14 protein-coding genes are annotated in these 13043 nt (G+C 59.3%); 8 read left to right on the top strand and 6 right to left on the bottom strand.

What is annotated here, in order from left to right:
* Positions 1-22: 22 nt before the first annotated feature.
* Entirely contained in the window at positions 23-1228 is a 1206-nt protein-coding gene (locus tag QRN50_RS08550; protein ID WP_060401066.1) for an MFS transporter, read from the bottom strand.
* 110 nt (positions 1229-1338) lie between these two features.
* On the opposite strand from QRN50_RS08550, the gene QRN50_RS08545 reads away from it, so the two are divergent.
* The 3 genes from QRN50_RS08545 to QRN50_RS08535 all read left to right on the top strand — a co-directional run bounded on the left by QRN50_RS08545 (position 1339) and on the right by QRN50_RS08535 (position 4829).
* Positions 1339-1965, top strand: coding sequence for a TetR/AcrR family transcriptional regulator (locus tag QRN50_RS08545; RefSeq protein WP_096126509.1), 627 nt, complete (start codon positions 1339-1341; stop codon positions 1963-1965).
* Between the two features lie 79 nt (positions 1966-2044).
* Complete coding sequence (locus QRN50_RS08540) at positions 2045-3898, top strand: ABC transporter ATP-binding protein (protein ID WP_024641479.1); 1854 nt, start codon at positions 2045-2047, stop codon at positions 3896-3898.
* A gap of 58 nt (positions 3899-3956) precedes the next feature.
* Positions 3957-4829, top strand: coding sequence for a LysR family transcriptional regulator (locus tag QRN50_RS08535; RefSeq protein WP_032657361.1), 873 nt, complete (start codon positions 3957-3959; stop codon positions 4827-4829).
* A gap of 54 nt (positions 4830-4883) precedes the next feature.
* Here QRN50_RS08535 and QRN50_RS08530 read toward each other — a convergent pair whose 3' ends face one another.
* The 3 genes from QRN50_RS08530 to QRN50_RS08520 all read right to left on the bottom strand — a co-directional run bounded on the left by QRN50_RS08530 (position 4884) and on the right by QRN50_RS08520 (position 6658).
* Positions 4884-5309, bottom strand: coding sequence for a VOC family protein (locus tag QRN50_RS08530; RefSeq protein ID WP_011268094.1), 426 nt, complete (start codon positions 5307-5309; stop codon positions 4884-4886).
* Between the two features lie 178 nt (positions 5310-5487).
* The gene (locus QRN50_RS08525; RefSeq protein ID WP_096126510.1) at positions 5488-6357 is read right to left on the bottom strand and encodes a nickel/cobalt efflux protein RcnA; all 870 of its coding nucleotides are present in this window, start codon (positions 6355-6357) and stop codon (positions 5488-5490) included.
* A 7-nt stretch (positions 6358-6364) separates the two neighbouring features.
* The gene (locus QRN50_RS08520) at positions 6365-6658 is read right to left on the bottom strand and encodes a metal-sensing transcriptional repressor (RefSeq protein ID WP_024639532.1); all 294 of its coding nucleotides are present in this window, start codon (positions 6656-6658) and stop codon (positions 6365-6367) included.
* Positions 6659-6820: 162 nt separating this feature from the next.
* Between QRN50_RS08520 and QRN50_RS08515 the strand changes: the two genes are divergently transcribed.
* The 4 genes from QRN50_RS08515 (at position 6821) to QRN50_RS08500 (ending at position 9870) form a co-directional block, all read left to right on the top strand.
* Entirely contained in the window at positions 6821-7402 is a 582-nt protein-coding gene (locus QRN50_RS08515) for a TetR/AcrR family transcriptional regulator (protein WP_011268097.1), read from the top strand.
* 56 nt (positions 7403-7458) lie between these two features.
* Positions 7459-8562, top strand: coding sequence for an alkene reductase (locus tag QRN50_RS08510; RefSeq protein WP_096126511.1), 1104 nt, complete (start codon positions 7459-7461; stop codon positions 8560-8562).
* Positions 8563-8765: 203 nt separating this feature from the next.
* Positions 8766-9152, top strand: coding sequence for a nuclear transport factor 2 family protein (locus QRN50_RS08505; protein ID WP_096126512.1), 387 nt, complete (start codon positions 8766-8768; stop codon positions 9150-9152).
* Positions 9153-9213: 61 nt separating this feature from the next.
* On the top strand, positions 9214-9870 hold the full coding sequence (locus QRN50_RS08500) for an NAD(P)H-binding protein (RefSeq protein WP_096126513.1): 657 nt from the start codon (positions 9214-9216) through the stop codon (positions 9868-9870).
* A gap of 16 nt (positions 9871-9886) precedes the next feature.
* Here the strand turns inward: QRN50_RS08500 and QRN50_RS08495 are convergent, their stop codons facing one another.
* The gene (locus QRN50_RS08495) at positions 9887-10984 is read right to left on the bottom strand and encodes an NADH:flavin oxidoreductase (RefSeq protein ID WP_096126514.1); all 1098 of its coding nucleotides are present in this window, start codon (positions 10982-10984) and stop codon (positions 9887-9889) included.
* A gap of 139 nt (positions 10985-11123) precedes the next feature.
* Here QRN50_RS08495 and QRN50_RS08490 point away from each other — a divergent pair, with 139 nt between their 5' ends.
* A complete protein-coding gene (locus QRN50_RS08490; RefSeq protein ID WP_096126515.1) occupies positions 11124-12008 on the top strand; it encodes a LysR family transcriptional regulator in 885 nt (294 codons plus the stop codon).
* A gap of 63 nt (positions 12009-12071) precedes the next feature.
* On the opposite strand, the gene QRN50_RS08485 is transcribed toward QRN50_RS08490, so the two are convergent.
* Positions 12072-13028: a GGDEF domain-containing response regulator gene (locus tag QRN50_RS08485; protein WP_003400783.1), complete on the bottom strand. Its 957-nt coding sequence runs from the start codon at positions 13026-13028 to the stop codon at positions 12072-12074.
* Positions 13029-13043 lie beyond the last annotated feature (15 nt).

Here is a 13043-nt window from a genome sequence, read left to right as displayed (position 1 = left end):
CATATTCCGGGTCTTGATCAGATCACCCAGCCAAAACATGTTCCCGGTCCAGCCGGCTGCCCCGTGCAAAACCATGAGCACCTGCGCGCAGTGCGATCAACAGGCTCAGCAATAACAGCATCAACAAGACCCAGGGAAAGGAACCTGCTCCCCATTGGCCAAGCAACACGCCACCCAGTAACCCGCCGCCTGCGATGGCGCTGTTCCAGACCACGACGTTCATCGAAAGCGCCACGTCTGCGCCCTCGCCTGCCGAATCGGCGAGCGCGGTTTGCAGCAGTGTGGCGGCGCCACCGAAGGTCAGGCCCCAAATGAAAGCGCCGATGTAGATGGCCGTTGCAGAGCCGGAAAACACGCCGAAGAACACTGACACGGCTGCGAAGGTTGCCAGGCTGGCAAGCACTGTCTTGCGCAGATGGCGATCAACCAGCCGTCCCGTTACCCAGATGCCTGCCAGTGCGGCGACACCGAATGCCAGCAATACCAGGTCCACGTCATTCGCCAGCCCCGCCGCGGAAACGAAGGGAGCAACGTAGGTGTAAAGCAGGTTATGCGCCAGCATCCAGGTGAAGACCACGCCCAGCACCGAGCGTACGCCGGGCGTGAAAAAGACCTGACGCAACGCCATGCGCTGTGAGGAAGACTTGCCCGGATAGTCCGGCACCTTGACCAGCACCCAGATGATCAACAGCACGGTCATCCCGGACATCAAGCCAAACGCCATGCGCCAGCCCATGAACCCGCCGAGCCAGGTGCCCAGAGGCACGCCCAGTGACAAGGCAATGGGCGTGCCGACCATCGCCACGGCCAGTGCGCGGCCTTGCAGTTGCGGCACCACCATGCGCCGTGCGTAACCGGCGATGAGGCTCCAGGCCAGACCCGCCGAGACGCCGGCGAAAAACCTTGCGATCAGGGTCAGTCCGTAACTGGACGACAACGCGGTGACGCTGTTGAAAACCAGAAAGCCGATAATCGTCACCAGCAAGACCGTTCTGCGCCGCCAGCTTTGCGTCGCGATCGTCAGTGGAATGGCGGCCAGCAATGAACCCAGCGCATAAACAGTCACCATCTGCCCGGCAAACGATGCGGACACGTCCAGCCCATCGGCGATCTGCGGCAACAAACCCGCAGGCAAGGTCTCGGTGACAATGCAGATGAAACCCGTCATTGCCAGCGCCAGCAACGCCCCCAGCGGGAGTGTTTCGCCCTGCTTCTCATCTGTAGTCATTGAAAAACCCTCACTAATATACTGATCGGTACAAATATAGGGAGATGGAGTCAGGTGGTCAACGACTTATGTATCGATTAGTATTTAATTAATTCCGAAGGAGACTCGACATGGCACAGCTGGGGCGTCCGCGTACATTTGACCGTGATGTAGCGATCACTCAGGCGCTGCATCTGTTTTGGGAGCACGGCTACGATGCAACCTCCCTCAGCCGGCTCAAGGCAACCATCGGTGGCGGCATCACGGCACCGAGCTTCTACGCAGCGTTTGGCTCGAAACAGGCTCTGTTCAATGAAGTGATGGAGCGCTACCTCGACACCTACGGCCGGGTCACCGACAGCCTGTTCGATACGAACCTGCCGCCCCGAGACGCGATTGAACTCACCCTCCGTCGCTCAGCGAAAATGCAGTGCGAGCCAGGGCATCCGACAGGGTGCCTGGTGGCGTTAGGGCTGATGAGCGCCTGCTCGGACGAGAGCAAGGCCATTTCCGAACCTCTTGCGCGGGCGAGGGATCTGAACCGCACAGGTATCGTGGGCTGTATCCAGCGCGCCATTGCGGCAGGCGAGTTGCCCGCAACGGTAATACCGGAAACGCTCGCGGCCGTGTTTGACAGTTTTCTTCTGGGCTTGTCTACACTGGCGCGCGACGGAGTCCCACATGCCACACTGGACGCCGCAGTGACCCAGGTGATGAGGCTGTGGGACAGCCTGGGCACTGGCGCCGACAAAAATTGACCCTGAAGCTCAATCTGGAAGAGGTTCGGGAGGCGTCGAGGACGCCAGACTCTTTGCACTGATTTTTTTGGAGAACACCATGCTTCGCGCGTTTGAAAAATGGCTTGACCCGTTCCCGCCTGACGAGGTGCCGCCGCCACCTGACGGTCTGGCACGGTTTCTGTGGGCCTGCACGCGAGGGGCACGCGGTTACATCCTTGCGTTTGCGCTGCTGTGCGCCGGTGTGTCGATTTACGAAGCCTGGCTGTTTTCCTTCCTCGGGCAGGTCGTGGATCTGCTGTCCACCTGGAAGGCTGGCGGCGACACGGCCGCGCAGGAAAGTAGCGTGCTGTGGGGCATTGGCCTGGTATTGCTGAGCAGCATCGTGCTGGTGGCGTTGCGCACAATGGTGCAGCACCAGGTATTGGCGATCAACCTGCCCCTGCGGCTGCGTTGGGACTTCCATCGATTGATGTTGCGGCAAAGCCTGTCTTTCTTCTCCGATGAGTTCTCCGGCCGCGTCACCACCAAGGTGATGCAGACAGCGCTGTCAGTGCGCGAGGTGCTGTTCACCATCGTCGAAATCGTCCTCGGTATCGGCGTCTACTTCATCGCGATCATCGCCCTGGCCGGCGGCTTCGACCTGAAACTGATGCTGCCTTTCCTTGGCTGGCTGATGCTGTTCGGCCTGGCCATGCTGTACTTCGTGCCACGCTTGGGCAAGGTCGGCCAGGAGCAGGCCAACGCACGCTCTTCGATGACCGGACGTGTCTCGGACGCGTACACCAACATCACCACGGTAAAGCTGTTCTCCCACTCCAAGCGTGAAGCGCATTTCGCGCGCGCAGCGATGGAGGACTTCAAGCTCACGGGCCTGGCCCAGATGCGCCTGGTCAGCCAGTTCGAGATCGTCAATCAGGCACTGGTGGTCGCGCTGATCATGGGTGCCGGCGGTTACGCCCTGTGGCTGTGGCACCAGGGCCAGATCGGCACCGGTGCGGTCGCGGCGATCACCGCCATGGCGTTGCGCATCAATGGCATGTCGCACTGGATCATGTGGCAGATGACCTCGTTGTTCGAGAACATCGGCACCGTCCAGGACGGCATGGAAACCTTGACCCGCGGTCCCAAGGTTGAGGATGCGCCGGATGCGAAGGCTCTGGTCACCCGCGGTGGCGCGGTCACCTTCGATAACGTGAGCTTCAATTACAACGGCGAACGCCAGGTGCTCGATGCCCTGAGCCTGAGCATTCGTCCAGGTGAAAAAATCGGCCTGGTGGGTCGCTCCGGCGCTGGCAAATCCACCCTCATCAACCTGCTGCTGCGCTTTTATGATGTGGACAAGGGGTCAATCAGCATTGATGGGCAGGACATTGCGCACGTCACTCAAGACAGCTTGCGCAGTGCCATCGGCATGGTCACGCAGGACACCTCGTTGCTGCACCGCTCCATTCGCGACAACATCGCCTACGGACGCCCCGACGCGACTGATGAGCAAATCCGCAGCGCCGCAGCCAGTGCACAAGCCGATGGGTTCATCAGCCAACTGAGTGACAAGCAAGGCCATAGTGGCTACGACACGCTGGTCGGTGAGCGCGGTATCAAGCTGTCGGGCGGCCAGCGCCAACGCGTTGCCATCGCCCGGGTGATGCTCAAGAACGCCCCGATCCTGCTGCTCGACGAAGCCACCAGTGCGCTGGACTCGGAAGTCGAAGTGGCGATCCAGGAAAGCCTCGATGAAATGATGCAGGGCAAGACGGTGATCGCCATCGCTCACCGCCTGTCCACGATTGCCGCCATGGACCGGCTGATTGTCATGGATGACGGCCGCATCATCGAACAAGGCACCCACGCCGAACTGCTGGGCAAAAACGGCACCTATGCGCGGCTGTGGCAGCACCAGAGCGGCGGGTTTCTCGGTGAGGATCAGGGTGTGGCCGAGGACATGGGATAAGCAGCAACAACAAAATAAACAAATGTGCTTTCAGTAAAAATACAATTATTCTTTGCCGATGATCAAAGAACTGAAAACGTTTATTGCCGTGGCGAGAGAAGGCACGTTTGCTGCGGCCGGCAGCAAGATCGGGCTCACCCAGGCCGCTGTCAGTGCGCAGATGCAGCGCCTTGAAGCAGAACTGGGCGTCGAACTGTTCGACCGAAAAGGACGTTCAGCCCAGCTCAACCGCATGGGGCAGCAGGTGTTGCTGCAAGGTCAGGACCTGGTGCGCCAGTTCAGCAGCCTGGGCACTACTACGGTCGGGCTACCCGCCAGCGTACTGGTGACCATCGGCGCAATTGCCTCTGTGCAACGCTCCTTTCTGCCGGAAGCGCTCGCTCGGTTTCATCAGCAATTCCCCGCATGCAGGACGCGTGTCATCCCCGGCCTGTCCATGGACCTGGTCAATCAGGTGGACGCTGGCGAGATCGACATGGCAGCGATCATCCGCCCGCCCTTCTCGCTGCAAAGCGACCTGCGCTGGACGACGCTGGTCCGTGAGCCCTATCGCCTTATCGTGCCTGCCGACATGCCGGGGGATGACTGGGCCGAGCTGGTTTCGGCTCATCCATTCATTCGTTACGATCGATCGTCGTTCGGTGGCCGACAGGTTGACCGGTTCCTGCGCCAGACCCATGTCTCGCTGCGCGAAGTCTGCGAGCTCGATGAACTGGATGCGATCATCAAACTGGTCGCCAATGGTGTTGGCGTAGCGTTGGTTCCGGAAACGGCAACCCTGCAGACATGGCACGCCGGTGTGCGCTCTGTCGACTTGAAAGCGCATACGTTCCATCGCGATATCGGGCTGGTACATCGCGCTCGCCGCAGCCTGACCGAGCCGGTGAGCGCGCTGGTGCAACTGATTAACGACCACGCTCTGACTCGTTAGCGCTGCGCCTGCTCAAGCAGGCCTGGCGCGACGTGGTGTGCGCCAGGCCTTTTACTATTTTGCGAACAGCTGACTCATGTCCTTGAACGCCTTGAACTCAAGCGCATTACCACAGGGATCGAAAAGGAACATGGTGGCCTGCTCCCCCACCTGCCCCTTGAAGCGAATGTAGGGTTCGATGACGAACTCGGTGCCGAAGGATTTCAAGCGCTCGGCCAAAGCTTCCCACTGGGCCCATTCCAGAATGATGCCGAAGTGCGGAACCGGCACGTCGTGGCCGTCTACCGGGTTGCTGTGCACGCTCTCTTGAGAGGCGGTTTTAGGGTGTTCATGGATCACCAACTGATGCCCGTAGAAATCGAAGTCGACCCACTGGTCGCTGGAGCGCCCTTCGGAAAGACCAAACACTTCACCGTAAAAGGTACGTGTCGCGGCCAGGTCATAAACCGGGATTGCAAGGTGGAAAGGAGAAAGACTCATCAGGACTCCGATTGCAGCTCTTGGTGGTGTGTGAAGCCGGGCGGCGTGATCACTGCCCGGCGACTTGTTCAAGTTCCACTCATGCTAAAGCCGGGCGACACCAATAAAAATCAATATATATTTTCAAGAAACACAAATTATTTTTGTGACAGCCGCCACGCCCAAGCGTCAGGCCAGCTCACGAGTACAGGCCGATCCAACCGTTGATTCCTACATACATCCCGACACAAATAATCAGGACGCTGGACAGGTAAGGGGCGCGTCGAGCGGCTGCAGTGAGCCTGGGGAAACGATTCGAGGCTCTTCGCGCACCGATGGCGGCGGCCGCACCAACGGTGACCAACGTGATGGCAAGTCCCACGCTGAAACAGATCACCATCATCGCGCCCAGAGTGACCTGCTGCACCTGCAGGCACAGCAGCAGCACGGTGATGGCCGCCGGGCAAGGGATAAGTCCCCCGGTCAAGCCGAACATCAGGATCTGGCCATTGCTGACCTCTCGATGGGTGAAGCGCTTGCGGATGTCGTCGGCATGGGCCTTTTCATGGGCATCCTGGTAGCCCTCGGCGCTCAGGCTCAAGCCGCCCAGATCGCTGTGGTCATGGCTGTGACCGTGCTCATGCTCTTTGAAGTCAATGTCGTGCTCATGGCCATGGCCTGTATGCCCGTGACTGAGCCGGGCACTTTCGAACTTATACAACTGCTCGCCACGCCAGGTGCGCCACAGCATCCACAGCGCGATGGCGATGATCACGGCAGACGACGCGAGCTGAAAATAAGGCTCCGTGGTTTCAGCGTCCAGCCCCTGCCCCAGATACATCCCGCCGATGGCCACCAGCCAGACAACGGCAGTGTGCGAGACGGTAGCGGCGACGCCGAGCATCACGGCCTGTTTCACGGAGCCACGAATGGCCACGATGAACGCCGCCATCATGGTTTTCGAATGCCCGGGCTCCAGCCCGTGCAACGCGCCCAGCAGAATGGCACTGGGGAAATACAGCCAGGCATGCGAACCACCTTGCTGCAACAGCTCGACGAAATTCGGCATGCGAGACCTAAAGGTATTTGGTGATTTGCTTGAAGGCTTCCAGCGGTGCCCGCTCACCCTTGGCGAGTGAACCTAGCGTGTCTTCGAGGCAGTGATCGATATGATCCTGAATCAACGTGCGCTTGGCCTGGCACACTGCTTTCTCGACCGCGTGCAGCTGCTGGGCGATGTCCACACACTCGCGCCCTTCTTCGATCATGGTGATGATGCTGCGCAAATGACCGTCGGCCCGTTTCAGGCGCTTGATGACAGCTTCGTGGGACTGGTGCGTATGGCCGTGGGGATGGTCGTGTTCACTCATGGCTTGAGTTCCAGTCTGGATAATTCAGACCGGCACTCTATCCCCCCAGGGGGGATAGAGTCAAAGCCTATGCGGTATACATTTGCTGAGGTTTTTTTGCGCAAGCATATCCAGAAAACCTACTAGACGACTGGTCGGTTTACGTTTAGGATGCTCGGCATTATGAAGAAACCAGCTCAGGACATGCGACAGCACATCATTGATGTGGCCCGCTCGCTCATGACGAACAAAGGCTATACCGCCGTCGGCCTCGCAGAGGTGTTAAGCACGGCTGGTGTACCCAAAGGTTCGTTCTATTACTACTTCAAATCGAAGGAAGAATTCGGTCAGGCGCTGCTGGAAGAGTATTTTTCCGAGTACCTGGGTCGAGTCGACGCCCTCATGGCACGCCCCGGAAGCGGCGCCGAGCGGTTACTGGCCTACTTCAACTATTGGATAGAAACCCAGGGCACCGACTTTCCCGAAGGCAAGTGCCTGGTCGTCAAGCTGGGGGCGGAAGTCTGCGATTTGTCTGAAGACATGCGTGGCGTGCTCGAGGTCGGCACAGCAAAAATCATCAAACGCATCACTGCCTGTGTCGACATGGGTGTCGCCGACGACAGCATTCATCCCGAGGGCGATCATGAAGGATTCGCAGAATCCCTCTATCAGCTCTGGCTTGGCGCTTCCCTTCTGGCGAAGGTGAACAAGTCCACCGAATCTTTCGAAAAAGCACTGACCATGACCAAACGCCTGCTGCGGTAGCGGGCATTTTTTTTGTCTTTTTAAGTAGACGACTGGTCTACTATATGGAGTATTTGATGCATGATCCCCGTACAACTACCGACCTGTTTTCCCCCGTCACCCTGGGCTCCATGGAGCTGGCGAACCGTATTGTGATGGCACCGGTAACACGCAGCCGCTATGGCGAGGATGGTGTTCCCAATGAACTGCACGCAACTTACTACGCACAACGCGCTACGGCAGGGCTGATCGTCGCCGAGGCGACAAACATTTCCGCTCAGGGTCGAGGCTATGCCGCGACCCCGGGAATCTGGAGTGAGCAACAGGTCGCAGGCTGGCGCCTGGTGACCGACGCTGTGCATGCAGCAGGAGGCAAGATTGTCAGCCAGCTATGGCACGTGGGGCGATTTTCCAGTGTCGACCTGCAACCCAACGGCGAGGCACCGGTAGCGCCCTCCGCCATCAAGGCCGAGGGCAATACCTACACCGCCGACGGTTTTGTACCTGTCTCCATGCCGCGCGCACTGGAAACCGGCGAAATCCCCGGCGTCATCGAGCAATACAAACACGCCGCAGAGAACGCCAAAAGGGCCGGTTTTGATGGCGTTGAAGTCCATTCGGCCAACAGTTACCTGCTGGACCAGTTTCTGCGCGACTCGACCAATCAGCGCACCGACCAGTATGGCGGTTCGATAGAAAACCGCGCTCGCCTGACGCTGGAAGTCACCCAGGCCATCGTGGATATCTGGGGCAGTGACCGCGTGGGTATTCGCTTGTCGCCCGTGACCCCCGACGCCGGTAATACGGCACCCGACAGCAACGTCATGGGCCTTCATGGCTACCTGATCCAGCAACTGAACACATTCAATCTGGCCTATCTGCACTTTGTCGAAGGCGCCACTGCCACCTCCCGTGAAGTGCCGGAGGGTGTCGACATGGATGCCCTGAGCGCCGGGTTCAACGGTCCGTTCATTGGCAATAACAACTATGACCTGAAGATGGCGATCGAGCGTCGGGCGCAGGGCAAGATCGACGCCGTGGCTTTCGGCCGCTTGTTCATATCCAACCCCGACCTCGTCGCCCGTCTGCGCCATGGTGCCGAGCTGACCATTGCACCACGTGAGTCGTACTACGGCGGCGGTGCCAAAGGCTATATCGACTGGCCAATGGGCAAGTACTAAGCCACTGCCGGCCTCCTCCCCTTCATCAATTCCCAGGATCCCGGAAATACCGCGACAAAGGAAAAACACCACATGAATTATCTCGACAAGAAAACCGTAATCGTCACCGGCGCAGCAACAGCCAAAGCGCTTAACGAGATGGCCATTGCGCCTGAAGATATCAGCCGCGCAGTGGTCAGTTCCTAATCCAGGAGTAACACCCCATGAGCAAGAACATCAAAGCCGTCCCGACCACCGATTACAACGCAGTTATCGCAACGGCCGGCAAGTACGTAGAAGGCTTGCGTACATGCAGCGTTGCCACTATCGAGGAAGCCTTTCATAAAGATGCGGTGATGTATGGTTTCACCAATGGTCAACTGCTGGGTGGACCGATCAGTAACCTGTACACCTTCGTCGAAACCAATGGTACCGCTCCAGACATCACAACGCGCCTGGACGTCCTTGCCATTACGCCCACCACGGCAGTGGTCCGGGTCGATATGGAAAAGGATGCTATTGGTGCGGACTACAACGACTACCTGACGCTGATCAAAATCGACGACAGCTGGAAAGTGATTGCCAAGGTCTACCATCAATTCGAAGGTTAACGCGGCTGGAATGCGCCGATATTGCTGAGCGTCGGCGCACGGCCCACCAGAGGAAGATTTCATGTCAAAAGTTTTTGTCATCGGCGCAGCCGGAAAGGTCGGCCAGCGCCTTCTGAAAAACCTTGGCGGCGGCGCTCATGAAGTGATCGCACTGCACCGTAAAGAAGACCAGTCGGCGGCAATCAAAGCGACTGGCGCCATACCATTGCTCGGCAACCTCACCGAGCTGGACGCTTCGCGATTGGCCGCTGCGATGACAGGCAGCGATGTCGTGGTTTTCACCGCCGGGGCTGGCGGCGCGGGCATTGAGCTGACCAATGCCATTGATGGCAAGGGCCTGGAAACCGCTGTTGATGCAGCCGTGCTTGCCGGGGTCAATCGCTTCCTGTTGGTGTCGGCATTTCCTGAAGCAGCACGCGGCACGGACACCTCCACTGGCTTCGAGAATTACATGCGGGTGAAAAAACAAGCCGATGTGTATCTGGCCTCTTCCGCACTGGACTGGGTGATTCTCAGGCCAGGCACTCTGGTCGACAACCCGGGGACCGGTGAAGTCTGCGCAGGTCCGGCTATCGCATATGGCGAAGTACCGCGCGATGACGTAGCCGCTTTCCTGGCTGCACTGGTCGATCGACCCGGGATATCCCGCCAGATCATCGAACTGACTAAGGGCGCAACACCTATCAACGAGGCATTGCGCACGCTCAGCCAGCGCTGATGTTCGTCACAAACGACTAGACCAGCTCACTGTCCTTGATGTTGGCAATCGGCCCGAGAATGGCTGGATCGAAGTCGCGCAGTGGCGCGCCCTGACGCAACAACTCTGGCAGGTCCGGGTTGGCCAGCGCACCCTTGCCCACTGCGATGATGTCCGGCCCCTGGCGAAGCACCTGGTCGGCTTTTTGCGGATCGTGCAGGCCGCCATTGGCGATCAGCGCAACATCCGGCGCGTAGCGACGGGCCAGTTCGACCAGGCTGGCTTGACCCTGGGTAAAAGCCGGCTGCCATGCTTCGTGTTCGGTCACATGGATGTAATCGACCCCGGCATCGGCCAGCGCAGCGAAAATGACTTCGGCATCGCCCTCGCCCCCGGCCCATTTGTGCTGAAAGTCGTTGACCTTGCCTTGTGAAAGACGCACGCCCACCGGTGCCTGCCCGGCGACCTTTTTCACTGCGGCGATGACCTCGAGCGTCAGTCGCAGGCGCTGTCCGACCTCACCGCCCCACTGATCGGTGCGCTGATTGCTGTAGTCGGTCAGAAACTGATCCAGCAGGTAGCCGTTCGCACCATGTATCTCGACACCGTCAAAGCCTGCAGTGCCGATAGCCAGTTGCGCCGCGCGGGCGAACCCGTCAATGGCCTCGGCAATATCCTTGTCACTCATCGCTCGCGGAACCCGGTAGCTGCCCGCGCCGTAATAGAACGCCATCTGTTCGCCCTTGGGACGAATGGCCGAAGGGCCCGCCGACTCGCTGACGAAGCGATTGGCCTGGCTGAGTGCGCCGGCGTGCATGAGCTGCGCAATCATGACACTGCCATGCCGGTGCACAGCATCGGTCGTGGCACGCCATGCCTGCGCCTGCTCGTCATCAGTGAGCCCGGGCTGGAAGCGGTAGCCCTGGGAAAAACGGCGATCGGTGTAGTTGCCCTCGGTGATGATCAGGCCAAAACCGCCCTTGGCGAACCGCTCGTAATAGCGCGTCATGGCCTGCGTTGCACTGCCCTGCTCGTCCGCGCTCACGCGTGTCATGGGCGCCACCGCAAACCTGTTCTTCAGTTTCAGATGACCTCTGTCGAACGGGGCTGTAACGTGTTTGTTTGTCTCGCTCATGCTTCAAATCCTCACTGTGCAGACCGGCTGCGGATTGCCCGCAGTCATTGACAGAACCTGCAGTAACGGTAAGGGCTGGCGCAGCCCATTGGAACCCGGCCGTGCAGATAAGGCGCTTTAACGAAAATGGATAGAATCCATGCAAATATCTGATATAGAGGTGTTCGCCGCCATTGCTTCCAGCAGGAGTCTGTCGGAAGCGGCGCGTCGACTCGGGTTGTCGCCGATGGCCATCTCCAGGCGTCTGGCTGCGCTGGAAAACGACCTGGGCGTCAGGCTGGTGCACCGCACAACCCGCTCGGCATCACTGACGCCGGAGGGCGAAGTGTTTCTGCCGCACGCCAAAACCATGCTGCACGCCAGCGAAACCGCCCGCGCGACGCTGAAAGCCGATGCCGGTACAGCCAGTGGCGTACTGCGAGTCACAGCACCCAGCGTGTTTGGTCAGACCGTCATCATGCCGCTGCTGCCAGCCTTGATGCAGGACAATCCGGCACTGAGTATCGACCTGACGCTGTCGGACAGCATCGTGGACATCGCCGGGCTGGGCATCGATGTCGCCATCCGAATCGCTACGATACGTGACTCCGCCCTGGTGGCCAGATCGCTGGCGCCCAACCCTCGGGTCGTGTGTGCAAGCCCCGACTACCTGGCGCGGCACGGCCAGCCATCGGTACTGGACGAACTCCGCCAACACCCGTGCATCACCTTGCATGCGATGCCTTACTGGCCGTTCATCAGAGAGGGCGAGCCGGTGGCCATCCGCGCGCAAGGGGCGTTCTCGGCCAACAGCGTCGAAGCGGTGCGCACGGCGTGCAAACAGGGCCTGGGGCTGGCCATGCTGACCTATTGGGACGTTCAGCAGGAAATCCGTGAAGGCAGTCTTCAACAGATACACTTCGAGGATGTCATCCCCGAGCAGTTGTCGGTGACGGCCGTATTGCCAACCCGCCAGCGCGTACCTCACCGGGTACGCCTGTTCGTTGACCGTCTTGAAGCAGAGCTCAACAAGAATGCGGTTTGAAGCAAGGTGTCAGTGTCCCTGACGCTTCGCTGACGCTGTGATTTTAAAACATGGACCGCAGACTCAAGGCGCAACCTGTATCGGCTCAAACCGGCTGCAGTTTCGCCCCTCATGCTTGGCCCGGTACAAGGCCCGGTCGGCTTCCGCCAGCAACGCTATGGCGATCGAGTCAGGCGCAAGGCCGATTGCAGCGCCCGGGCTCGGGACGGGCAGCGCACCAGCCTCCAGACTTGCTACCCCCACCGACACGGTCACCCGGCCGAAGTCACTGGTTTCATGGGGCTTGTTGAGGCCATGAATGTGCTGCACGATTTCATCCGCCAGACGACAGGCGCCCTCTGCCCCGGTATCCGGCAACAGCACGGCAAACTCCTCGCCCCCATAACGAGCTACCAGATCGGTCGACCTGTGCACGCACTTTTTCAAGGCGTGGGCGATGGCAATCAGGCACTCATCGCCTTGCAAATGGCCATAGTGATCGTTGTAACGTTTGAAGAAATCGATGTCGAGCAACAGCAGCGAAAACGCACCTTGGTTGCGCCGCATGCGCAGCCATTCGCGCGCGATACTCTCGTCGAGGAAACGCCGATTGGCCAGCCCCGTCAGCCCATCGGTCTGGGCCAGCAGGTTGAGCTGGTCCATCGCCATTTTCAGGCGCAGGTGGGTCTTTACTCGCGCCGTGACGATCAAAGGCTGAATAGGCTTGCCGATGAAATCCACCGCCCCCAGCGCCAGTCCGGCTTCCTCGATACGGGTTTCGGTGTGGCTGGTGATGAAGATGACGGGAACGTCTTCCAGCAATTGATCGGCCTTGAGCGTCTCACAGACTTCAAAACCGCTCATTCCGGGCATCTCGGCGTCGAGAAGGATAAGGTCAGGACGCATTTCCCGGACCATCTTCAAGGCCTGGGCACCGCCCGTGGCAAAACGAATCTGCCCCAGACCGTTCAGAATTTTGCTCAATACGCGAATGGCGGAAATATCATCATCGACAATCAGCAGGCTAGGTACAGGTTGCATGGTGGGTGACGCTCC

This window comes from Pseudomonas sp. MEJ108, from assembly GCF_030208985.1.
In the GTDB taxonomy this organism is placed as follows: Bacteria; Pseudomonadota; Gammaproteobacteria; order Pseudomonadales; family Pseudomonadaceae; genus Aquipseudomonas; species Aquipseudomonas fragariae.
The sequence above is the reverse complement of the archived record's forward strand: the minus strand, read 5'-3'. Positions and strand labels throughout refer to the sequence as shown.

Bases quoted from the DNA above. Each gene is read 5' to 3' on its own strand.
- QRN50_RS08550 (WP_060401066.1), bottom strand. From the start codon at position 1,228: ATGACTACAGATGAGAAGCAGGGCGAAACACTCCCGCTGGGGGCGTTG.
- QRN50_RS08545 (WP_096126509.1), top strand. From the start codon at position 1,339: ATGGCACAGCTGGGGCGTCCGCGTACATTTGACCGTGATGTAGCGATC.
- QRN50_RS08540 (WP_024641479.1), top strand. From the start codon at position 2,045: ATGCTTCGCGCGTTTGAAAAATGGCTTGACCCGTTCCCGCCTGACGAG.
- QRN50_RS08535 (WP_032657361.1), top strand. From the start codon at position 3,957: ATGATCAAAGAACTGAAAACGTTTATTGCCGTGGCGAGAGAAGGCACG.
- QRN50_RS08530 (WP_011268094.1), bottom strand. From the start codon at position 5,309: ATGAGTCTTTCTCCTTTCCACCTTGCAATCCCGGTTTATGACCTGGCC.
- QRN50_RS08525 (WP_096126510.1), bottom strand. From the start codon at position 6,357: ATGCCGAATTTCGTCGAGCTGTTGCAGCAAGGTGGTTCGCATGCCTGG.
- QRN50_RS08520 (WP_024639532.1), bottom strand. From the start codon at position 6,658: ATGAGTGAACACGACCATCCCCACGGCCATACGCACCAGTCCCACGAA.
- QRN50_RS08515 (WP_011268097.1), top strand. From the start codon at position 6,821: ATGAAGAAACCAGCTCAGGACATGCGACAGCACATCATTGATGTGGCC.
- QRN50_RS08510 (WP_096126511.1), top strand. From the start codon at position 7,459: ATGCATGATCCCCGTACAACTACCGACCTGTTTTCCCCCGTCACCCTG.
- QRN50_RS08505 (WP_096126512.1), top strand. From the start codon at position 8,766: ATGAGCAAGAACATCAAAGCCGTCCCGACCACCGATTACAACGCAGTT.
- QRN50_RS08500 (WP_096126513.1), top strand. From the start codon at position 9,214: ATGTCAAAAGTTTTTGTCATCGGCGCAGCCGGAAAGGTCGGCCAGCGC.
- QRN50_RS08495 (WP_096126514.1), bottom strand. From the start codon at position 10,984: ATGAGCGAGACAAACAAACACGTTACAGCCCCGTTCGACAGAGGTCAT.
- QRN50_RS08490 (WP_096126515.1), top strand. From the start codon at position 11,124: ATGCAAATATCTGATATAGAGGTGTTCGCCGCCATTGCTTCCAGCAGG.
- QRN50_RS08485 (WP_003400783.1), bottom strand. From the start codon at position 13,028: ATGCAACCTGTACCTAGCCTGCTGATTGTCGATGATGATATTTCCGCC.